Here is a 21,991-nt window from a genome sequence, read left to right on the forward strand (position 1 = left end):
TTCCTTTATCGAAATCGGCTGATATAATGTTAGGAATTATAACGTGATAGAGTGGAGTGGACGAAAATGCGTGTTCGCCGGGGGAAGGCTGTCTGGATCGTGCTGTTGCTGCTGCTGGGTCTGTATGGATGGTGGATTGATATGCTGCTTCTCCATAAGCTGGTGTATTTGCTCTTAATGCTCGGCCTTGCAGGGACAGCTTACGCTGCGTACCGCAGAGGAGAGCGGAGGGAGCTTGCGCTGGCGGAAGCGGAGGATAAGGTGCAGCGGCTCGGCAACGAGATGGTAGTCACCTCGGACCGGCTGCATGGGGCGCTGGAGGAGATCAACCGCCACACGGAGAGTCTGCAGCAGACAGCGGACTACTCCCATGCTTATGAAGTCGGTCTGCAGGCCCGCAGCAATGAAGCAAAGGCTAACATCGAGGATGCCTTTGGAGCGATGGAGGGTGTGTCTGCTGTAACAAGACATATTGAAGAGCTGACAAAGCGGCTTGGCTGGACTATGTCAGCGACCCGGCAGGGGATGGATGATATGCTAGCTTCCCTTAAGAATACCGATGCGGTCATGGCGGAGCTTCAGGAGCAGAGCGGGGATATGCAGAGTAAGTTCGCGGTGCTGAGTGGGCGTATAGCCATGGTTGAGGAGATCAACTCGCTGCTGGTGGGGATCGTCAACGAAACCTCCCTGCTTGCGCTGAATGCATCTATTGAAGCGGCCAGAGCCGGAGAGCAGGGAAGGGGCTTTGCCGTGGTGGCCGGCCGGATCAGACAGCTGGCTGACCAGAGCCGCAGCTCTGTCGAGCGTTCCTCTGGCGTCCTGCTCGATATTAATGCAGGAGTCCGCCAGGTGCTGGAGTCTGTAGCCAAAGAGCAGGCGGCCGTGCAGCAGGGGGTCGGCGAGGTAGCTACGGTGAAGCAGCGGCTGGCCGACATTTCCGGCCGGATCGAAGAGGTGGGCGCAGCTGTAGCCGATACCGTAGACGCCGCTGCGCGCCAGAGCGCGCTGATCGGTGAAGTGACGGGCGAGCTGCGCGGTGCGGTGGCGATCGTCAATGAGACGATTGCCAATGTCGATTCCACGCTGGAGCAGGTGACCCGGCAGCGGGCGCAGATCGGCGAGCTGAACGGAATCAGCGCGAGCATGCTGGAGGAATCGCAGGCGCTGCAGCAATCGGTAAACAGCATTGCCGGGCGGGAAGCCGTCAATCTGGAGCGGTACGCCGCCCGGCTTGACGAAATGCAGGGGCTTCTGGCTGAGATTGCCGCCAGCGAAGAGCTGGTGAATCCGGACAGCGCCGGACACGGCCGCGTACTGACCGCCTGCCTGCAGCAGACGCCGGATGTGCAGGCCATCTGGTCCAACCGCACGGACGGCACGTTTATCTTCTCCGAGCCGGCGGCCGGGCTGCTGAACGCCAAGCGGCGGGACTGGTGGAGCGGAGCGATGAGCCAGGGGCAGTATGTGTCGCAGCCTTATGTCTCGGCCATCACCAAGCGCTCCTGCATCACGCTGTCGCGGGCGATCCGCGACAGCCGCGGAGAGGTGGTCGGCGTAGTGGGAATTGATTTGGCGGTGTAGAGACCCCTTAATAATGTCAAAAGGCGTCCCCTCTCGAGAAGGGGACGCCTTTTATTTTTGTTTCGGATTAAGGAGTAAGTGTGACGGAAATATCGGCGGAAGCTGTATTGCCCGATCCATCATTGGCCTTTACCGTAATTTTGTAAGCTTTGTTCAGAGCAAGACCCGTTACAGTATACGTGGTAGTGGTAGAGGTTCCTTTATAAACGCCATCCACCAGAATGTCGTAATAAAGAATCCGGACATTATCGGTGGAAGCCGTCCAATTCAAGGTTACGCTGTCCGAAGTCTTTGAAGCCACGGTTATATTACCGGGAGGCGTTGGCGGGACCGTATCGTACGTTGTAACCGTGTAGCTGGATTCCGCATAATTCCCCCATGTATCGGTTGCCCTTACAACAAATTTATAAGTAGTTGCTGGCTTAAGGCCCGTTAAGGTCACGCTTGTTCCGGTTGTCGAACCGACCGATGCTCCATTGCTGGTAATATTGTATCTCTCGATTCCGCTGGCATCAGCAGCCGGATTCCAGCTTAATACTGCTGTCGGTGTTGCCAGACTGGATAAGATTAGGCCGGTAGGAGCGGTAGGCGCAGTCGTGTCAATGGTTACGCTGAAGAAATCGCTCGCGTTAGAGATATTTCCTCCCCAGTCAACGGCTTTGACAAAAAAGGTCTGGGAACTGGGATACGATCCAATATCCGATAAAAAGAGATTGCTGATTGAAGCCGTACCTGCCAATTTGCCGCTGTTTCCAAAGTAACGCCAGACTTGGTATTCTTTGATTCCGCTGTCATCTGTTGAAGGCGTCCAGCTGAGAACGATATGGCTGGTGCCTTTACTGATTAAAGATAAGCCGGTTGGCGCGGAAGGAGCCTGTGTATCTTTGAGCGTCGTGACTGTAACGCTGTTGCTGGACGAGGAAAGGTTGCCTGCGGCATCCTTCGCTTTTACAGTAAGCGTATAGGAAGTCAGCGGCTTTAAGCCTGTCACGTTTACAGTGCTGCCTGTAGCCTTCGTTAAGAGCGTTGTCCCGCTATAAATTTCATAGCTCTGAACACCGGCGTTATCCGTGGAAGGGGTCCATGTCAGCACGGCAGTCGAACAAGTAATGGAAGAAGCCGTTAATCCCCCCGGTATGGACGGCGCGACGGTATCCGTAGCGACTGTGATCTTCTGAGAAGCGCTTGAGTTCCCCGCAGCATCCGTGGCACTGACGAATAGCTCTGTGCCGCTGGACAGAGGGGGAATTTTGACAGTGAAAGTGCCTGAAGATGCTATGGCAGAACCATAAGTAGTTGTTGACGATTTAACGTATACAGCTGTACCGCTTTCTGCTGTCCCGGTAACCATGGTGGAAGGATAGTATATGGGATTAACCGTCGGGAGAGCAGGGGCGACCTTATCAATTTTTACGGTTGCCGAGCTTTCGGCGCTGATATTCCCGGCCTGATCGATAGTCCGGGCAAATACAACCAGGTTTCCGTTTTGGCTGATGATAAACGGTTTGCTATACGTTTGCCACGTTCCGGCTGTGCCTAATTTATATTCTGTTCTGGCAATGGCTGATTCACTGTCGGTTCCCGCAGCGATGGTTACCGTCACATCGGAATTCGTCAGCTGGGTATGGCTCAGGCTGATGGAAGGGGCGGACGGAGGCGTCACATCCCGCTCGGTAGTCACGCTTAACGGCGTGCTGAAGTCCGAGGTGTTATTCTCGGCATCCTTGGCGTTAACCTTGAATGAATACGCAGTATTCGGAACCAATCCGCTTATCGTTGTGCTGAGAGCGTTGACTGTAGTCACTAAAGTGGAGCCATTATAGACCCCGTACCCGGTCACAGCCACATTGTCCGTGGACGGACTCCATTTTATAGTTACCGAAGTAGGCGTCTTGGAGACCACGGAAAGGCCTCCGGGAACAGTAGGCTTAACAGTATCCTTAGCATAACCCGGATACACAGTCTCGGTGGCGTTGCCGGAATTGTCGATAGCGATAGTGTACACCTTCGTATCAATCGCCAAAGAGAATGGCGCACTGTAGTCAAAAAATTCTCCGGACTCGCCTACGCTGTACAAACGGATTGCTGAATCGGCCGAATAATTAATGGTGAGTACCTTATCTGCTGATAATGAGAACGCAGGAGCAGCGGGAGGCGTTGTATCGGTTAATGAATTCAGCAGTGCCGCACTGACACTATAGGCTCCGGTGGATTGCGGATAGTAATGTTTGACCTTTAAATAAACGGTTTCACCCTGGGAAATCCGGGCTTCGATTTGGAAGTTCAGCGTTCCATTGGCATCGTCGTTTTGTTCAATGAAAATGCCTTCCTGGTCCAGCAGCGTGCCCACAACGTCTGTTGAACCTGCGCTGGTGAACCGGTAGATTCCGGTCTGGCTTGCGGTGAAACGGAACATGTCGGTATCGCCTGAATAATTAATCAATCCTGTTTTCGTTGTATTCAGGGGCAATTGGGCTGCAGAAGCGTCGGCATAGCCTCTGTAATCGTCGATGTAGGAATAGACATTGATACGGTAAGAGCCAATAGAAATATCGTTGAAGCTTGAAATTTCGAGATAATAATCTGTGCCGGCCTGCAGATCGTAGAGCAGCCTGATATTGGCGTCTCCACTGTCGTCATTTTCCTCAAGCAACTGGTAGGATGCGTTGTACAAAGCGCCGAAGGCATCCAGTGAACCGGAGGTTGTGAATTCGTATTTCCCGGATTCTCTGGGTCTGAACCGGAACAGATCATAATCCCCTGAGCTTTGGATCTTCCCTCCCCAGCTGATGCTGCTTCCAAGACTCAGCCCTTCTACCAGGAAGGCTGTGGCCGGCGTACTTCCATAATCGGCGGTCGAAGAGGTGATCGGCGAATAATCACTGCTGGTTTGCGTAGCGCTGCTGTAACTGGCTACAGAAAAATTGTAGGAAGTGGCCTCTTCCAGACCGGTAAATTGATAAGTAGTAGTTCCGCCGGCATTCGGCTGAACCTGGGCGACTTCTTGTCCATTCTTGCGCACCAGGTAGGCTGTGGCCCCGGTAACATTACTCCAGCTAAGCGTAATACTGGTTGGTGTATAACTGCTTCTGGATAAATTCCCCGGACTGTTCGGTTTGGCCGGCGCCGACGGGACGGTAACCGCTACAGGGCTAGAGTACGTGCCATCCACATTGTCTTTGCGCCCTGCCACCGATATCGTGTATTTGTTTCCGGGGTCACCGGTGAACGTGTACTCCGATTGAGGCACTTTGGTTGTACTGCCATTGACGTTGACGTTATAATACATGACTCCGTATTTTGAATCCAAGGGGGTCCATGAAACCTTGATTTGATTCTGATTCAGTACGGCCTTCACATTATCCGGCTGGGGTACCGTCACTGTAAAGGTATTGGGGCCTACATTACGGGAACACTCACTGGCAGTACAGAAGGTGTATCTGACCTTATAGGTACCCAGGACTGCGCTTGACGGAATCGACCATTTATAGGTGAAACTCGAGTTTTGTTTCAGATTGACTGTGGAACCGTCATGTAATTGACAGTTATTTGGTAAATAGATATCACTGTTATTGGGATCCGTGACGGCTGTGCATACTTTTCTCCAGTTACCGTTAGCAGGATTCGGAGTAGGTACAGGCGTTGTCAGATCGGCAACGGCTCCTGCCAAGGTTAAAGAGACTGAATAGGTATCTCCGGTCAGGGGATCGATCAGCGGAGAAGTATTGTTCATATCCACTTCTCCGATGGGCGGTATGCTGCTCTGGCTTAATCCCAGCGATTTCGGCAAATTGACGATTCCGGAACCGTATTCCTTGAGTGCTCCCAGGGAGGTGGCCGAAAGCTGCAGCGCATCTTTAACTTGAGCGGCACTTAGCTGACGGTTGCGGGCCCAGATCACGGCGGCTGCTCCGGTTACGTGTGGGGCAGCCATGGACGTGCCGGAAGCTGCACCATAATTATTGGTGTTGGTAGTACTGACAATATCCGTTCCCGGAGCAACGAGATCCAATTCACTGCCGGTGCTGGAGAATGCGGCGCGCTGATGATTTTTATTTACCGCACCCACGGAGATAACTTCCGGATATCGGGCCGGATAGTTCTCTGTTTCATCGCCCATTCCGCGATTCCCTGCAGAGGCGATAAGCAGGATCCCGTGAGCTGCTGCATCTTGAACGGCCTCATGCAAGGCCTGATTATAGTTCGAGGCTCCGAAGCTCATCGAAATAATATTCATGTTATTCTGGATAGCCCATTCTATGCCTTGAATAATTCCGCTGGCGTAACCGTTTCCATTTTGGTCAAGCACCTTTACGGCATAAATGCTTGCTTGCGAAGCGACGCCTATGGTGCCGATGGTGTTATCGAGGGCAGCGATGGTTCCGGCAACATGGGTCCCGTGGCCATAGTCATCCGCATAGCTGGAAGTGCCTTCAACAAAGGAGACCCCGCCTGCAATGGATAAATCGGGATGGGGGGAGATGCCTGTATCCAGAACCGCAATTTTGATGCCGGCTCCCTTGTAACCGGCGGGAGCTGCCGTATTTCCCCCGATTGCGTTGAAGCCCCACGGATGATTCTGACTGTCCAGATTCATGTAGCGGTAGGAATCGGTTTCTTGTGTCGGGGCAAAGTCCGTTGTGAAGGAGGTGTCCTCTTCAATGTACTCTACATCGCCGGAGGACTGTAACTGGGCTGCTTCCGAATCTGTAAGTTCCAGCGCGACGGCTCCGATCCTGTTCATAAACGCTGTTGGAGCCTCATCCCACCCGTAGGTTGCCTCTACAGCCGCACCTCTCATTGCGTTCGATTTGGACGGCGCAGACAGTTCATAATTCTTATATTTAACGATGTACTTCTTGCTTACAGCGGCGGCTGAATCGGTAACCTGCTGAAGAATCTCCGGGTTTGTCTCAGCATACGCCAAATTCTGCAGTATACCGATCTGTGAAAATAAAAGTGCAAGAATAACTATGCCTATTCGTCTAATGTGCATACCGGATTCCTTTCTTGACCATTATATAAACCTTTGAAGTCTTGTTATTGTGTTGTGGTGCCTACATTGATCTCAATTTTATTATTCAGATACCGGTCATCCCTGCCTGGCGAAGGCAGAATCCTAATGTTTAATTGTTTCTGATAGCGCATTTTTTCCCTGTCTTTCGCCAGGTCTTTGGTTTGCCTGACATGGGCGTGGTATAGGACGTTGCGGTTAAGATCATAGAGTACGATCAGATAGCGCCCTCCCAATTGCTTGGTAACATAACTGAATTCATTATATTTGTCGAGCGTATTCGAGATTGCTCCGGTTTGGTTAGGCTCAAATTTATAGATAAACATTAAATCATTATGTTCAGAAGAACTATACATTTCTAAAGGATCTTTTTTTCCGATGCAACTTGCGATAACGGTGGCAGACACATGTGCAAGAGTGCGGGAAGCTTTTTTCCATTTATTAAGCTTTTTAAGTATTTTGCCGGTTTCCACCTGCAGCTTAATATCACCAAAGGCTCCTGTGATTGCTGAGGAGAAGCTGACAAATGCTTTCTTAAATGCATCGACAATTCCGGGCCATTGAGCCTTAATATCATTCCAATAGTAGCTAATGACAATGGACGCACCTATATCGATGACTACAGCAATAATATCTCCTACGGGAAGCGGTCCGTCGGCGCTCGCCACCGCCATAGAAGATCCGATGGCCATAAAGGCGTAACGGGCTAACTTGGGGATCTTAAGCTTCTTGAGGGAGACGGAAAGAACATCCAGTGCAGCAGTTATGGAAGCGGATACAGAATAGTCGCTGGATACGTATCCTGAGAGGCTTCCGGGGGCAATAGTTCCCTCTTGATAAGCTGACAGTTCGCTATCCTGTTCGGCTATGTAGTTTACAAAGACATTCTGTGCCTCCGGGGACAGGCTGTTATATATCTCCTTGTTCTGGAGATCGATTTCTGCAGCTGAAGGTACACTTTCCTCCAGATCCGCGCTGAAGCCCTCTTCCGGTGCGAAAAATTTAAACCCCGCCGGATATTCAATGTTAAGCGGAACTCCGGAATCGGCACCGCCTGCCGTCCCTTCGGCAAATGTCGTAAAACTGAGGTTGAAGAAGAAGATAAACGCTAACACGCCGGATACAATTTGAACTGCTCTTCTCTTAAGCATGCGAAATCTCCTGTTCTTAGTGTTATTGTTGCTGTTACAGTTCCAATAGATTTACTTCGAATCTCTCTGCTACAACGTAATGTGACGGGCCGAATAACAGAATCTGCTCCTGCCCGGTATCGCTGTAGAAGCATCCATAAGGGGAGGCGGTCACCTTCATTGATTCGGTCTCAAATACCTGGGTGTAGATATCCAGGATCTCTTGAGGGCCATTGGTGAGGTAGACCCACTCGTCGGTGTAGGTTTCCAGGTCAGGCAGAAATTCAGCGGCGAACGCGCTCGAACCGTAGTTTTGCGCAAACGTTTGCAATTCGATCAGCAGTTTACCATAAACGGATGAATTTTTGTAAGCCTGTATGGGACCCTCAATCATAAAGAAAGGCTTGTGGTATTTAAACAATACCGGATGATCCTGGAGCTGCTTCACATAAAAAAATGTATTTTGGAGATTGAGGCTGCTCTCCTGTACACCTCTGCAGGTAATCAGCCATTGATGGTATCTTCCGGCAGTTATCCCGCGCACATCCTTATACAAAGATAAAGTAACAGAAAGATCATTCTCTGTTTGCTCGACTTTATCAATTTTGAAGAAAGCATCATCATACCTCTCCATCGCTTGGTTCATCAATTCAATCAAATGGGTTCATCCTTCCTGGTGGCTAAAATAGGCATTGAACTTCTCACATGGATCAGCAGCCGGCATTCTCACCTCAAATCAAGTCTTGTTATTAGGGAGCAATACAAAGTATAAGACAGAGGGGTAAAATATAAAATGAGAGGTTTAGCAGTATTTTGTCGAAAAAGGGGTTAGTTGCAGCGAGTTTGTGAAATTTAAAAGTCATTTTTTGCCGATGTTCATTTGTAAGCTGACACTGTCATTTAGAGTAAAGCTAACCCGTGTGTTAGTTGGATTTCGCGGGTGGAGAGATCCACCCGCAAGAGTCAGATATTGTCGGCAGAAGAGCCGGAAATAGGGATCACTTTCAACTGCGGCCAAATGGCCGGCCAGTTTTTCTTGGCGACACGCATTTCATAGACCGGATGCATCTTCCGGCTTGCCAGGACTACGGGCGTCGGGCTTACCCGTATTTCGATGCAATCCTTGGCCCCGTGCGGAGCTGCCAGCACAAGCTGTCCGCTGGAGTCCAGAGACAAGCCGAGGGCGGTTGCCGTTTCAGGGAATTTGGACATGCCGTCTGTAGAAGAGGTATAGGGGGCCACATCATTGACGGTATGCATTCTGGCCTGGTTCTTGACCGACCAGGGAATGGATGGGGCGGCCGCCCGCAGGCGTTCCTCCCAGCGCTTCTCCGTCTCCTCGCGGATATCGCCGGGGTCGAAGTAAATGACATCGATATCAGGCAGAGGGGTGCGTTCTGAAAAGCCGTGCTGCACATCCCACACCTTGGCCCGTACAAACCCGGCACATACCCACCAGTCCGGCAATTGCAGCGCCCCGGCCGCTGCCAGAATCTCCATCATCCACGCATCCTCCCGCACGGCCTGCAGCAGGTCTTCTTCATTATGTATCCGATGTATAGTCAACCATCTCAGCTCCGTTTCCATAACAATTTACCAATAATCACCTGTCCATTATCGCACAGCCGGCTTGATCCGGGGATAACTTTTTGGTGGCGGATGTCCCATGCTCCTTGCGGCAACGACTTGGCATCCTGTCCGGTCGGGCAGCGCCGCATCCGTTGCTTCCGGAAAGCCGCCGGAACTATAATGGATGCACAGAGGAGGCTTGGAAGGCAATGCAAATGAATTTAACGATCCTGCTGCAGCTGCTGGAGCGGGCGGCGCTGCTGTTCATGAGCCTGTTCGTGCTGACGCGGCTGCCGCGGTTCCGGGAGACGTTTAACAAAAGCAGCTATACGGTGCAGGAGCGCGTGTTGCTGTCAGGAATTTTCAGCCTGTTCGCGATCTTCGGAACGTACACCGGTATTAACGTGGAAGGCTCCCTGGTCAATGTGCGCATTATCGCCATTATGGCGGGCGGTATTCTGTTCGGCCCGTGGGTTGGACTGGTAACCGGAGTCATCTCCGGCATTCACCGCTTCCTGATCGATATCGGCGGGGTCACCTCGGTGCCCTGCCTGATTACCAGCATCGCCGCAGGCATCGTCTCGTCCATCATTTACCGCAAGGCGCAGCCGGAGCGGCGCTGGATCAACGGTATTCTGGCGGGGATGGGCTGTGAGGCGCTGACGATGCTGCTGATTCTCGTAATGGCTGATCCGCCCGTTCTGGGCGTGGATATCGTAACGAAGATTGCTTTTCCGATGATCGTCGGCCAGGTCTGTGTCGGTCTGATTGTACTGCTCATCCAGAGCGTGGAAGGGGAGAAGGAACGGATTGCGGCGGTGCAGTCCAAGCTGGCACTCGACATCGCGAATAAAACGCTGCCTTACTTCCGGCATATCAATCCGGGTGCGCTGCAGACGATCTGCCGCATTATCAAGGAGGAGATCGGGGCGGATGCCGTAGCGATTACGGACACGCGCTATATCCGTGCTTATGTCGGCGTGGGTGCGGAATACTATACAGAGCCTGCCAGCGAAATCATCAGCGAGGAGACCAAGAAGACGATCCGCAGCGGTGAAATCACGATCCGGGACAACGATACCGAATATATGAACCGGGGCATCCGCTCCCTGATCATTATCCCGTTTAAGGAAAAGGGGGAGGTGACCGGCTCGCTGAAAATTTATTACACCAAGGCGCACAAAATTACCGATTCCCTGCAGGCGCTTGCGCTCGGGCTGTCGCAGATGATCTCGACCTTGATGGAAATCTCCCGGGTGGAGGATATGAAGGAGATGGCCAACAAGGCGGAGCTGAAGGCACTGCAGACGAGCATCAATCCCCATTTTCTGTTCAATGCGCTGAATGCCATTGCTTCCTCGATCCGTATTGACCCGGGCAAAGCGCGCGAGCTGATCGTCAACCTGTCCGGCTATATGCGCTACAATCTGGAGCTGACGGACGACTTCATTGACCTCCGGCGCGAGCTGCAGCAGGTGCAGCAATATGTCGAGATTGAAAAAGCGCGCTTCGGCGGGCGGCTGGAGGTACTCTATGATATCGACGAGGTGGAGGTGCGTATCCCGAGCCTGATCATTCAGCCTCTGGTAGAGAATGCCATTGTCCATGGCATCCTGAAGGTGAAGGGCAAAGGAACGGTAACGATCTCGGTCAAGGACCTCGGGGACCAAGTGCGCATCGGCATTACCGACACCGGCACGGGCATCCGGGAGGAGATGATTACCCGGGTATACAGCGGCGGCATGCCGGAAAATAAGATCGGACTGTTCAATGTGCATCAGCGGGTGAAGCTGATCTATGGCACAGGGCTGGTGATCACCCGGCTTGATCCGGGGACGGACATTTACTTTGACGTGACAAAGGAGCAGCGATGAGAGCAATTATAGTGGAAGATGAAGTGCTGGCGCGGCAGGAGCTTGCCTTTCTGATCGGAGAACACAGCTCCGTGAATATTGTGGCCGAGTTTGAGGACGGTCTGGATGCGCTGAAGTTCCTGCAGGCGGAGGAGGTCGATGCGATTTTTCTGGACATTAACATTCCATCCATTGATGGGGTGCTACTGGCGCAAAATATAAGCCGCTTCTCGGTGAAGCCTTACATTATCTTCACAACGGCTTACAAGGAGCATGCAGCCGAAGCGTTCGAGATTGAGGCGTTCGATTATATTCTGAAGCCTTACAGTGAATCGCGGATCAAAGCGATGCTGCAAAAGCTTGAGGCTGCCTTCGCCCAGCGCGGGCGGCTGGAGGAGGGGCAGGCCCGGGTCAGCAACAAAGTGAATTTGTGGAAGGACGAGAAGATCATTGTTGTGGATGCGGACGATATCCGCTATGCATCAGCCCAGGAAAAGACGACCAGCGTAATTACCAAGGATGGGGAGTACAGTGTGGCGGCAAGCATCAGCGAATTCCATGCCCGTCTGACGCCGGAGCGTTTTTTTCGCTGTCACCGCTCTTATATCGTCAACCTGTCGAAGGTCAAGGAGATCATCCCCTGGTTCAACAATACGTATCTGCTGCGCCTCAGCGATGTGGATGATGAGGTGCCGGTCAGCCGCAGCAAGGTGAAGGAATTCAGGCAGATCATGCAGCTATAAAGGCATTTCATTCCCTGAAAATATCATCTCGTGCCGGATTTCTCTCAGGAAAACGCTTTTTCGCTATACTGGGGTTGCAAAGATGCTTGCAGACCTACCTGAGAGAAAGAAGGGTTGTACAATGAAAACGACTACACCCGGCAATAAGCGCTGGATGATCGTGCTTGGCACGGTCCTGATGCAAATGGGCCTCGGTACAATTTATACATGGAGCCTGTTCAACGCCCCGCTGGTCAGCAAATTCGGCTGGGAGCTGAGCTCCGTCTCCATTACTTTTTCCATTACCAGCTTCGCTTTGGCCTTCGCCACCTTGTTCGCCGGGAGGCTGCAGGAACGGTTCGGACTCCGCAGGCTGACCGCATCGGCAGGCGTCCTGCTCGGACTCGGACTTATTCTCAGCTCCCAGGCCGGTTCCCTCCCCATGTTCTATCTGCTGGCCGGGCTGGTCGTGGGTTATGCCGACGGTACGGCGTACATTACGTCCTTGTCCAATCTGATCAAGTGGTTTCCGCGGCATAAAGGTCTCATCTCGGGCGTGTCGGTCGGCGCTTACGGTACGGGAAGCCTGGTTTTCCGCTACATCAACGGCAGCCTGATTGAAAACGCTGGCGTCTCGGCCGCCTTCCTCTACTGGGGCTTGATCGTGACCGTGATGATTGTGCTCGGCTCGCTGCTTGTCCGCGAGGCTCCGCAGCCGCAGCAGATGGCCACCGCCGGTAAAGCTCCTGCCGCCGTCCGTGACTTTACAGTAAAAGAAATGCTCCGCACCAAGGAAGCCTACCTGCTGTTCGTCATCTTCTTCGCCGCCTGCATGAGCGGACTGTATCTGATCGGCATCGTCAAGGATATCGGCATGCAGCTGGCCGGACTGGATGCCGCCGCAGCCGCCAATGCCGTCGCGATGATTGCCATCTTTAACACAGCGGGCCGGCTGGTACTCGGGGCATTGTCCGACAAGGTCAGCCGGATAAAGCTGGTCGGTACGACGCTTATGGTGACCGCCATTGCTACGCTGACGCTCAGCTTTGCCACCTTGAGCTACGGGCTGTTCTTCACGTGTGTCGCCGTCATCGCGTTTTGCTTCGGGGGCAATATCACGGTCTTCCCGGCGATTGTCGGGGACTACTTCGGACTGAAGCATCACAGCAAGAATTACGGCGTGGTCTATCAGGGCTTCGGCCTCGGAGCGCTGTCCGCCTCCTTCATCGCCGCGATGCTGGGCGGCTTCAAGCCTACGTTTATCGTCATCGGGGCCCTGTGCATCCTGTCCGGCATCATAGCGGTATCGTTGAAGCCGCATGTCAGCGGCAAGGACGCCGCAGCCAAGGGAATGAGCCTGAAGCCTTATGGCGGCACGGCTTAACCAATATATTTGTCGGCTTAAAAGTAAGCTGAAGACTACAGAGAAGCAGAAGCGGTTACCGGCCTTTCAAGAGGCGGTAACCGCTTTTGCGTGGAAACCAACCTGCGGATTGTGTCGGGGGAGTTGCCGGGCTTTCCGGGTAAGGCCGGAAGTTGTCTGCTGCCAGTGGCAGCCAATTCCGGGGCGGGGCCGGGAAAGTGCTACTGGCGGGTGACAGCGAATACCCGGGGGAGGGCCGGGAAGTGCTACTGGCGGGTGGCAGCGAATACCTGGGGGAGGGCTGGAGGGTGGCTTCGGCGGGTGACAGCGAATACCCGGGGGAGGGCCGGGAAGTGCTACTGGCGGGTGGCAGCGAATACCTGGGGTAAGGCTGGAGGGTGGATTCTGCGGGTGGCAGCGAATATCCGAGGGAGGGCCGGGAAGCGCTACTGGCGGGTGACAGCGAATACCTTGGGTAAGGCTGGAGGGTGGATTCTGCGGGTGGCAGCGAATATCCGAGGGAGGGCCGGGAAGTGCTACTGGCGGGTGGCAGCGAATATCCGGGGGAGGGCCGGGAAGTGCCTCCGGTGATGTTCTGGACTTCCGGCCGTTGGTGCCCCCGGATTTCTTGATGATTAACGGCAGTGCGGTAGGAAACAGGACGCAGCAGGAGGTAATCAACTCTATCTAATTGGAAAATCGCCATCTAATTTTGACTGTGTGAAGATAATCACCAAACTAAATGGATAATCGCCACTTAATATGGGCGAAAGTGTAATGCAATGCTAGGATTTACTTGATTAAGTGGCGATAATCGAATTAGATTGCTAAAATCCGTAAAAATGGCAAAATTAGTGTGCAATAATCGATCTAATTTATTTTGAAGCATGTAGCTGGGTCTCCTGCAGAAGGTTGGTGGAAGACTAGGCGATCATTCATGCAGGAAGGATGGATAGATGGATGGATGGATGGATGCGTTTGGGTGCATGGGGAATGAAATATTTCTGAAGCTCAGGGAGTTTCGAAAAAGTTGATGCTGCCTTGCGCCATCTGATCTGGAGGCGGTATACGGCATGCGGAATGTACATCTAATGTACTTTGTGCAATAGAATGGCTGATTATCGGATCAACAGGCCAATCTATTGTATTCCGTACAACAGAATCTTGGAAACAGGTCATTTCTCGGCCTGGCCTGCGGTTTCTGCTGTACAAACTGCAATAGAATCCTCAATCGGGGCTGCAACTCTCCATTCTGTTGTATAAAATGCAATCTGGCTGCATCCGGTGGGACAAGCGGGCAACAGCACAAACGTACCATTGGACTGCGGACAATCGGGTACTGGAGGAGTGGTTGCCGGAGTAGCTGGTACGGGAGCGGAGGGTACCAGAGCAATGGGGTACCGGAGCAGAGGGTACTGGAGGAGTGGTTGCCGGAGTAGCTGGTACGGGAGCGGAGGGTACCAGAGCAATGGGGTACCGGAGCAGAGGAGGCTGTAGTAATGGGTGCTTGAACGTGGTTGCGAGAACAATAGCGGGGGTGGACAAGTGCGTGAAAGGGTAACCGCACAACACGGCGTCTGAACAACCAACCGGGCAGCGAACAGGCAACGAACAGGCAGCGAACAGGCAACGAACAGGCAACGAACAGGCAACGAACAGGCAACGGGCAAAAAAAGCTCTCCGCTGCAGTTGCCCGGAGAGCTAACGTTATATATATGAGGGGCTGACCATTCAAGGGCAGCGCTGGAGATAAAAAGCTTAGCCTTCCAGCAGCAGCGCTTCCGGGTCTTCCAGCAGCTCCTTGACCTTGACCAGGAAGCTGACCGCTTCCGAGCCGTCGACAATGCGGTGGTCGTAAGACAGCGCGATGTACATCATCGGCCGGTTGACGGTCCGTTCTTCGTCGAGGGCGATCGGGCGAAGCTGGATCTTGTGCATGCCGAGAATGCCGACTTGCGGTGTATTCAGGATCGGTGTGGAGAGCAGGGAGCCGAACACGCCGCCGTTGGTGATTGTGAAAGTGCCGCCCTGCAGCTCCTGCAGGCTGAGCGTGTTGGCGCGGGCCTTGCCAGCCAGTTCGCCGATCTGCCGCTCGATCTCCGGGAAGCTGAGCCGGTCGGCGTCGCGGACGACCGGCACGACCAGACCTTCCCTGGCGGCCACGGCGATGCCGATGTCATAGTATTTCTTGATGACGAGGTCTTCGCCGTCGATCTCGGCGTTCAGCAGCGGGTAGGCCTTGAGCGCGCCGATGACGGCCTTGGTGAAGAAGGACATGAAGCCGAGGCTGACGTCGTGCTTCTCCTTGAAGCCATCCTTGCGGCGCTTGCGGATGTCGAGGATGGCGGTCATGTCCACCTCGTTGAAGGTGGTCAGCATGGCCGCGGTCTGCTGCGCTTCGACGAGCCGGCTGGCGATCGTCAGCCGTCGGCGCGACATGCGCTTGCGCTCCACGGCCTTGCCGTCCCCGCCCTGCGGCGCAGACGCCGCCGCAGGCTTCGGCGGCGCCGGCGCTGCGCTCGCCGCCGGCGCTGATGGCGCGGCTTGCGGAGCCGCCGCGCCGTGGCCCGTCACATCGGCCTGGGCAATCCGGCCGATGGGGTCGCGGGGGCTGACCTCGGCGAGGTCAATGCCCCGCTCCCGCGCCAGCTTGCGCGCCCCCGGCGAAGCCAGGGCCGCATTGCCTGCAGCCGCCGCCTCCGGCGCGGCGGCCCCAGCATTGCTGGCAGCGGCAGCGCCAGCGGCTCCGGCATTACTGCCAGCCCCGGCAGCTGCGCCAGCGGCTCCGGCATTGCTGCCAGCCCCGGCAGCTGCGCCACCGGCCCCGGCGCTGCTGCCAGCACCCGCAGCTCCGCCAGCGGCTCCGGCGCTGCTGCCTGCACCAGCAGCAGCGCTGCCGTCGGCCGCGCCGATAATGCCGATCGTCTCGCCGACGGCCACATTCTCCCCGGCCTGGCGCAGAATGGAGGAGATGACGCCGTCCTCCTCCGCGCTGATCTCCAGGTTCACTTTGTCGGTCTCAAGCTCGGCAAGCACATCGCCCTGGCCGACCGTGTCGCCCTCCTGCACCAGCCATTTGTAGATCGTTCCTTCGGAAATCGATTCGCCCAAGTCGGGTACTTTAATTTCGGACACAGGCCGTTACCTCCCCAAACATAATGGTTTACGTTATCATGACACCGTCCCCGTCAAGAGGACGGTACAGCCGCTTGTACTTGCGAGTTCATCTTCAGGGCTTCCGTAACAATGCGCCGCTGCTCAAAGCTGTGCACGTCGGCATATCCGCTGGCCGGACTGGAACGCTCCGGACGGCCGATATATTGCACTTTGGCGTTCTGCGGGGCGATGGCGCGCAGCCGGGGCTCGGCATAGCTCCAGCCGCCCATATTCTTCGGTTCCTCCTGGACCCAGACGATCTCCTGCAGGGAGCGCAGCATGTTCAGCTGCGCCGCCAGCTCGCGTTCCGGGAACGGATACAGCTGCTCCAGGCGGAGAATATGCAGCCATGAGAAATCCTGGCCCTTTGCGCCTTCAAGCTCTGCCTGCAGATCGACGGCGACCTTGCCGCTGCAGATAATCAGCCGCTTCACTTCGCCGGGCTTGCTTCCCAGCAGCGGCTCCGGCAGCACCGGCTGGAAGCTTCCGGCGGCCAGCTCGGCGCCGGTGGAGGTGCTGCGCGGGTTACGGATCAGGCTCTTAGGCGCCATGATCACCAGCGGCCGGGCCTCGGCGCTGCCGCACAGCGCCGCCTGGCGGCGGAGCAGATGGAAGTACTGCGCTGCGGTAGACAGGTTCGCAACCGTCCAGTTCTCTTCGGCGGACAGCTGCAGATAACGCTCCAGTCTGCCGCTGGAGTGCTCCGGCCCCTGGCCTTCGTAACCATGCGGCAGAAGGACAACCAGATTGCTGCGTTGTGTCCACTTCGCCCGTCCGGCCGAGATGAACTGGTCGAAGATGACCTGGGCGGCGTTAGCGAAGTCGCCGTATTGCGCTTCCCAGAGCACCAGCGTCTCCGGTGCAAACACGTTATAGCCGTACTCGTAACCGAGCACAGAGGCTTCGGACAGCGGGCTGTTGTATACGCCGAAGGATGCGCGGGAGGAGCTCAGCTGATGCAGCGGCGAGAACAGCTTTCCGTTCTCGCTGTCATGCAGAACGAGGTGGCGGTGGGCAAAGGTGCCGCGCTGTGAATCCTGGCCGCTGAGCCGTATCGGTGTGCCGTCCCTCAGAATCGTAGCGAAGGCCAGTGTCTCGGCCAAGGCCCAGTCCACACGCTCGCCGTCCTGCAGCGCATCCTTGCGCCGCTGCAGAATCCGCTCCAGCTTCGGATATACCTTGAAGTCCTCCGGCACTGTCAGCAGCTCGCGGTTGATTTCCTGCAGCGCCGCCAGGGGAACAGCAGTGGAATAGCCGGCAGACGATTCCTGTTCCAGGGCGACAGCGGTCTTCGATTCGCCGTTCTTCTTCTTGCCTGATTTCATGGCATCATAGGCCTCCTGAAGCACGCGCTCCGCATCGGCGTACATGCGCTGAACCTCTTCGGCTGTGACCAGTCTCTCGCGCTGCAGGCGCTCGGCGTAGATCCGGTAGACGGTAGGATGGTTCCGCACCTTGCTGTATATCAACGGCTGGGTTGTTTCCGGATCGTCCATCTCGTTATGCCCGTGCCGGCGGTAGCCGATAAGGTCAATCAGAAAATCCTTCTTGAACAGGCTGCGGTAGGCGCTGGCCAGGCGGACGGCGGCGATGCAGGCCTCAGGATCATCTGCGTTGACGTGCACGATCGGAATTTCGTAGCCCTTGGCCAGGTCGCTGGCATAGTGGGTCGAGCGGGAATCTTCGCTTTCCGTCGTGAAGCCGATCCGGTTGTTGACGATAATGTGCACCGTGCCGCCGTTCTGGTAGCCCTTCAGTTTACTGATATTCAGCGTTTCGGCAACAATGCCTTCACCCGGGAAGGCCGCATCGCCGTGCATCAGCACAGCCATGGCTTTGCTGGTATCCAGCTTCGGCAGACCCGGACTACTCCGGTCCTCCTGGGCAGCGCGGGCGAAGCCCTCGACTACAGGATTGACGAACTCCAGGTGGCTCGGATTGTTGGCCAGTGTAATGCGGGTACGCACCGTCTCGCCTTCGCGCACCGCGCGGTCGGCGCCCAGATGGTATTTTACATCTCCGCTCCAGCCGTAAGTAACACCCATCGAGCCTTCGGACGGGAACAGCTCCTTGTTCGGAGAATGGTGGAATTCTGAGAAAATAATATCATAAGGCTTGCCGAGAATGTGGGCCAGCACGTTCAGGCGGCCGCGGTGGGCCATGCCCATGAGAATATGCTCGGCGCCGTCATGTGCGGCATTGCGGACGATTTCATCCAGCATCGGAACGAGCGCATCGTTTCCTTCGAGGCTGAAGCGCTTCTGGCCGACGAAGGTCTTGTGCAGGAAGGTCTCGAACTGCTCGACCTGGATCAGGCGGTTCAGCAGCTCCTTGCGCTCGGAGGCGGTCAGCGCAGCAGGGAAGGTATTCGATTCCGCCTGCTTGTTCAGCCACACCAGCTCCTGTTCGTCGTGAACATGTCCGAATTCGTAGGCAATGCTTTGTGTATACGCTTGACGCATCCGGTGAACGGCATCCCAGGCTGTAAGGACGCCTTCCGGGGCGTTCTCCCAAATGAGCGAGGCCGGCATTGCCATGAGATCCTCGCGGGTCAGGTCATAGGTTTCGTATTCCAGCCATTTGGCCATCGGGTTCTCCGCGCGGCGCAGCGGATCGATATTCGCCGCCCGGTGGCCGTGTATGCGGATGTTGGCGATCAGCTTGGAGGCGCGGACAGCTTTCTTCAGCAGGTCAGCACTGACGGGAACCGCCGGGCGGGACACCGGTTCACTCTCTGCGGTAAGCGGCGGAGGGCCGTAGCGTGTGAACAGGTCGCGAAAGTGCTCTTCAACGGATGAAGAATCTTCAATGAATTGCTCGTATTGTTCCTGAATATAGCCCAGATTGGGGCCGTAATACTTGCTCCAGACAGAGTCGTGATAGGGCTCTTTGGCTGCCATGAATGCATCCTCCCAACGGATGGTCTCCACAATCGCAGGCCAGGCTGCCGGCGTTTGGTGGAGCTATAATGGTTACGGTTTCATTTCACATCTATTGTGCAACTTTCGGGGAGCGTAATCAATTCATACTTTCGTGCAATCCGTTCGCAAAACGGTATGATTCAGGGCTTAATTCATGCATAAACACCATAATTTTTATTTATTGCAAAGTCTAGTCCGTTTAAAACTTTTTTATAAGGTCCAATTTCGGAAAGCTTGATTATTTAGTTAAAAAAATGGGTAATAATTTCTATACTTTCAGGTATTAAGCCCTGTTTCATACATACTCCTGATGTTAAAGACCTGTGCTTCACAAGATTCGTCCAATAAATACAAACGGGCGTCAAAATAAGAGATTGTTCTCTTATACTTATTATAATATAATTCCATAAAACGACACACTTCTCAGTCAAAATGCTATACAATGTACTTGCGATAACGGTTACAACGGTTTTAGCCAGATCCTTTCATGTGAAGGATCCAGTAAAGGGTAAACCTGCCGAAAGGCAGGGGCACAAAGTCTCGGGTCTAATGTAGCAATACTACGACGGCCGGACTGCCTGGGGACGCAAAAATCTTAGGAGGAGATTTCTTGAAACAGTCCAACCAGGGGAATAACGGAGAATTGCGGTTAGCAGATTTGGACCGGGAATGGGTGTATCTGCTTATGGCGGCCAAGAAGATGGGCATCAAGGCCGAGGATATCCGCGAATTCTTAAACGGCAAGGCGTTGCAGGCGATGTAGTTTACTTGGACTCTTGGGGAAAAGGCTTGGTTACATACAGAAAAGGACACAGCGGGCTCCGCTGTGTCCTTTTCTGTATGACCCGGCATGCGGACAAGTAAAGGGTTATTCGTCCTTTTGCTCAAGCCGCCATTTTTGATAATCCAGAAATTCCTTAAACTCACGCTTGCTGACGCCCGAGGCCATTGCTTCCTGCACCAGCCGAAACCATTCTCCGTCCAAAGCCGATTCATCCGCTTCCTCGGCTTCCCCATACAGCAGAGCATGTATGGATACCTGCAGTGCGTCCGCGATTTTTTCAATAAATTGAATAGAGGGGTTGGACTGAATATTTCTTTCCACATTGCTTAGGTATGATTTGGCCACATCGGCCTTATCCGCCAATTCGGACAGGGACAGACCCTTCTCCTGGCGAAGCTGGTGGATGCGACTTCCCATATTCTGTGGCACGATTACGACGCCCCTCTGCAAATATTCTTTGAAAATCCAAGAAACACTTTCTGCTTGCTAGTATAGCAAATATCATCTGAACGGAAAAGGTTATCGGGAGAGAGAGAAAAAGCAGCACGTTCTGACCCGACTGGCGGAATCAGAATATGCTGCTTATCTATGCGGATGCCGCTGGTTTAATAGGCTTTTTTAGGACCTTGTTTGGCTTCGAATGTCCAGGTCAATTTCAGTTTGTCTTTCTGGAAGTAGTTCTGCGCCTCACCGGAGTCTACGAATTCGAATTGAACAGCAAAGGTGTCCTTGGTGCCTGCTTTAATGCCGTCTGCCTCGGTGAAGAGCTGATCCAGGCCGGTGTTGTCCACCAGTTCCTTGGTTTGGTTCTTCAGATCGGCCAGGGTGGTCTCATAGACGACGAGCTCGGGAGTGATGATGGTTCCCTTATCCACATTTTTAAGGAATTTGACCTTGATGAACTTGTTCAGGTCCACGCCGTTGTTGTCGCCGAGTGTATCGGTAACCTCTGTCGTTGTTTTCAGCAGAATGGAGCCGATATCCAGGGTGCCGTCATTCTTGAGATCGAAGCTCTTCAGGACAGTGTCGCCAGGCTTCAGGTTGGTGATATCAACGATAACGGAAGGATCGGAATTCAGATCGAGGGTACCTGCAGCGAAAGTGGCCGTGCTTTGAGCCGTGTCGCTGAAGTATGCGAAGGTGCCTCCGCCGATTAAAGACAATCCCAGTGCTGCCGATGCTACGCCAAGACCCAGTGTTTTCTTGATACCCATAATTTAATTCCTCCTCAAAATGGTTGTGGTTGTTTGGTGGCCAAAGCCTTGTATTGTATCTTCCGGTGCGTAAACGGAAGCCGACAATCGTTATTGCTGCGTCTCGGTGACCGGAGGCGCGGGGGGAAGGGCGGCATTTTTGCGTTCGAGCGCAGCCAGGGCCTTCCAGGAGCTGTAGAGTGCATAGAGCAGAAGCAGCAGGCCGGGAACAATCATCAGCACAACGCTGCCGGCTTTCGATACCGCAAAGTTCAGGACGTAACCCACATAGGGAACTGTGATGCCGGTATACTCAGCGGTGACATTGGCAGAGCTGACGGGATTCAAGTCGGCTGCATCATTGTTGTCGCCCTTGGTCCGGTATTGTGCTTCACCGGTGGCGCTGTTCAGGTCTGCCTCCAGAACGCGGTGGGTAATCAGCATGTTCTCCTCATTGAGGAAGCTGATCACATCGCCCGCCTGGAAGCGGGTCATATCGCCGCCGGGCTTCAGTGCGACAATGGAGCCGGTCTTGATGCCCGGCTCCATGGATCCGGAGAGCACGGTTTTGATCTGGTAGCCGAAGAACGAAGGCTCACCGCCGGAGGCTTTGGATATGATCACCGCGGCCAGGAGTACGATGAAGACCAGGAGCATGGCTGCCGAGGCTATATGGTTAAGCAGACGTTTAACACTCATAGGGAT

The 21,991-nt window shown here is 54.3% G+C and carries 15 protein-coding genes and 1 riboswitch; of the genes, 6 read left to right on the forward strand and 9 right to left on the reverse strand.

Annotation, left to right across the window (positions count from 1 at the left end; all coding sequences use genetic code 11):
- The first annotated feature begins 66 nt into the window (after window positions 1-66).
- Window positions 67-1,581, forward strand: coding sequence for a methyl-accepting chemotaxis protein (locus tag F1381_RS14800; RefSeq protein ID WP_151735622.1), 1,515 nt, complete (start codon window positions 67-69; stop codon window positions 1,579-1,581).
- Between the two features lie 67 nt (window positions 1,582-1,648).
- Here the strand turns inward: F1381_RS14800 and F1381_RS14805 are convergent, their stop codons facing one another.
- From F1381_RS14805 to F1381_RS14820, 4 genes are all read right to left on the reverse strand, one after another.
- Window positions 1,649-6,508, reverse strand: a complete 4,860-nt coding sequence (locus F1381_RS14805) for a S8 family serine peptidase (RefSeq protein WP_187355366.1) — start codon at window positions 6,506-6,508, stop codon at window positions 1,649-1,651.
- A 113-nt stretch (window positions 6,509-6,621) separates the two neighbouring features.
- Window positions 6,622-7,746 carry a hypothetical protein gene (locus tag F1381_RS14810; protein ID WP_151735624.1) on the reverse strand — a complete coding sequence of 375 codons (1,125 nt, stop codon included), beginning with the start codon at window positions 7,744-7,746 and terminating at the stop codon, window positions 6,622-6,624.
- A 34-nt stretch (window positions 7,747-7,780) separates the two neighbouring features.
- A complete protein-coding gene (locus tag F1381_RS14815) occupies window positions 7,781-8,383 on the reverse strand; it encodes a hypothetical protein (protein WP_151735625.1) in 603 nt (200 codons plus the stop codon).
- A 305-nt stretch (window positions 8,384-8,688) separates the two neighbouring features.
- Window positions 8,689-9,228: a nucleotidyltransferase family protein gene (locus F1381_RS14820; protein WP_246188051.1), complete on the reverse strand. Its 540-nt coding sequence runs from the start codon at window positions 9,226-9,228 to the stop codon at window positions 8,689-8,691.
- A gap of 275 nt (window positions 9,229-9,503) precedes the next feature.
- Between F1381_RS14820 and F1381_RS14825 the strand changes: the two genes are divergently transcribed.
- The 4 genes from F1381_RS14825 (at window position 9,504) to F1381_RS29085 (ending at window position 13,621) form a co-directional block, all read left to right on the forward strand.
- Entirely contained in the window at window positions 9,504-11,168 is a 1,665-nt protein-coding gene (locus F1381_RS14825) for a sensor histidine kinase (protein ID WP_187355367.1), read from the forward strand.
- Window positions 11,165-11,890, forward strand: a complete 726-nt coding sequence (locus tag F1381_RS14830) for a LytR/AlgR family response regulator transcription factor (protein WP_151735627.1) — start codon at window positions 11,165-11,167, stop codon at window positions 11,888-11,890. Before F1381_RS14825 ends, F1381_RS14830 begins: the two co-directional genes overlap by 4 nt.
- Before the next feature lie 121 nt (window positions 11,891-12,011).
- Window positions 12,012-13,253, forward strand: a complete 1,242-nt coding sequence (locus F1381_RS14835) for an L-lactate MFS transporter (protein ID WP_151735628.1) — start codon at window positions 12,012-12,014, stop codon at window positions 13,251-13,253.
- Between the two features lie 242 nt (window positions 13,254-13,495).
- Window positions 13,496-13,621 carry a hypothetical protein gene (locus tag F1381_RS29085; protein ID WP_281349919.1) on the forward strand — a complete coding sequence of 42 codons (126 nt, stop codon included), beginning with the start codon at window positions 13,496-13,498 and terminating at the stop codon, window positions 13,619-13,621.
- Between the two features lie 1,369 nt (window positions 13,622-14,990).
- On the opposite strand, the gene odhB is transcribed toward F1381_RS29085, so the two are convergent.
- Complete coding sequence (odhB, locus tag F1381_RS14840) at window positions 14,991-16,367, reverse strand: 2-oxoglutarate dehydrogenase complex dihydrolipoyllysine-residue succinyltransferase (protein WP_151735629.1); 1,377 nt, start codon at window positions 16,365-16,367, stop codon at window positions 14,991-14,993.
- 53 nt (window positions 16,368-16,420) lie between these two features.
- Window positions 16,421-19,288: a 2-oxoglutarate dehydrogenase E1 component gene (locus F1381_RS14845; protein ID WP_151735630.1), complete on the reverse strand. Its 2,868-nt coding sequence runs from the start codon at window positions 19,286-19,288 to the stop codon at window positions 16,421-16,423.
- Window positions 19,289-19,806: 518 nt separating this feature from the next.
- Window positions 19,807-19,891: riboswitch (cyclic di-GMP riboswitch) on the forward strand.
- Window positions 19,892-19,919: 28 nt separating this feature from the next.
- On the opposite strand from F1381_RS14845, the gene F1381_RS14850 reads away from it, so the two are divergent.
- Window positions 19,920-20,072 carry an anti-repressor SinI family protein gene (locus F1381_RS14850; protein WP_246188039.1) on the forward strand — a complete coding sequence of 51 codons (153 nt, stop codon included), beginning with the start codon at window positions 19,920-19,922 and terminating at the stop codon, window positions 20,070-20,072.
- Between the two features lie 105 nt (window positions 20,073-20,177).
- On the opposite strand, the gene F1381_RS14855 is transcribed toward F1381_RS14850, so the two are convergent.
- From F1381_RS14855 to sipW, 3 genes are all read right to left on the reverse strand, one after another.
- Window positions 20,178-20,510, reverse strand: a complete 333-nt coding sequence (locus F1381_RS14855; RefSeq protein WP_246188040.1) for a helix-turn-helix domain-containing protein — start codon at window positions 20,508-20,510, stop codon at window positions 20,178-20,180.
- Window positions 20,511-20,698: 188 nt separating this feature from the next.
- Window positions 20,699-21,307, reverse strand: a complete 609-nt coding sequence (locus F1381_RS14860) for a TasA family protein (RefSeq protein ID WP_151735632.1) — start codon at window positions 21,305-21,307, stop codon at window positions 20,699-20,701.
- A 90-nt stretch (window positions 21,308-21,397) separates the two neighbouring features.
- On the reverse strand, window positions 21,398-21,985 hold the full coding sequence (gene sipW, locus F1381_RS14865; RefSeq protein ID WP_151735633.1) for a signal peptidase I SipW: 588 nt from the start codon (window positions 21,983-21,985) through the stop codon (window positions 21,398-21,400).
- Between the last annotated feature and the right edge of the window lie 6 nt (window positions 21,986-21,991).

Source organism: Paenibacillus tengchongensis, assembly GCF_008973665.1.
GTDB lineage: Bacteria > Bacillota > Bacilli > Paenibacillales > Paenibacillaceae > Paenibacillus_AQ > Paenibacillus_AQ tengchongensis.

Excerpts from the sequence above, each read along its gene's own strand:
- F1381_RS14800 (WP_151735622.1), top strand. The coding sequence starts at position 67 with ATGCGTGTTCGCCGGGGGAAGGCTGTCTGGATCGTGCTGTTGCTGCTG.
- F1381_RS14810 (WP_151735624.1), bottom strand. The coding sequence starts at position 7,746 with ATGCTTAAGAGAAGAGCAGTTCAAATTGTATCCGGCGTGTTAGCGTTT.
- F1381_RS14820 (WP_246188051.1), bottom strand. The coding sequence starts at position 9,228 with ATGATGGAGATTCTGGCAGCGGCCGGGGCGCTGCAATTGCCGGACTGG.
- F1381_RS14825 (WP_187355367.1), top strand. The coding sequence starts at position 9,504 with ATGCAAATGAATTTAACGATCCTGCTGCAGCTGCTGGAGCGGGCGGCG.
- F1381_RS14830 (WP_151735627.1), top strand. The coding sequence starts at position 11,165 with ATGAGAGCAATTATAGTGGAAGATGAAGTGCTGGCGCGGCAGGAGCTT.
- F1381_RS14835 (WP_151735628.1), top strand. The coding sequence starts at position 12,012 with ATGAAAACGACTACACCCGGCAATAAGCGCTGGATGATCGTGCTTGGC.
- F1381_RS14845 (WP_151735630.1), bottom strand. The coding sequence starts at position 19,288 with ATGGCAGCCAAAGAGCCCTATCACGACTCTGTCTGGAGCAAGTATTAC.
- F1381_RS14855 (WP_246188040.1), bottom strand. The coding sequence starts at position 20,510 with ATGGGAAGTCGCATCCACCAGCTTCGCCAGGAGAAGGGTCTGTCCCTG.
- F1381_RS14860 (WP_151735632.1), bottom strand. The coding sequence starts at position 21,307 with ATGGGTATCAAGAAAACACTGGGTCTTGGCGTAGCATCGGCAGCACTG.
- sipW (WP_151735633.1), bottom strand. The coding sequence starts at position 21,985 with ATGAGTGTTAAACGTCTGCTTAACCATATAGCCTCGGCAGCCATGCTC.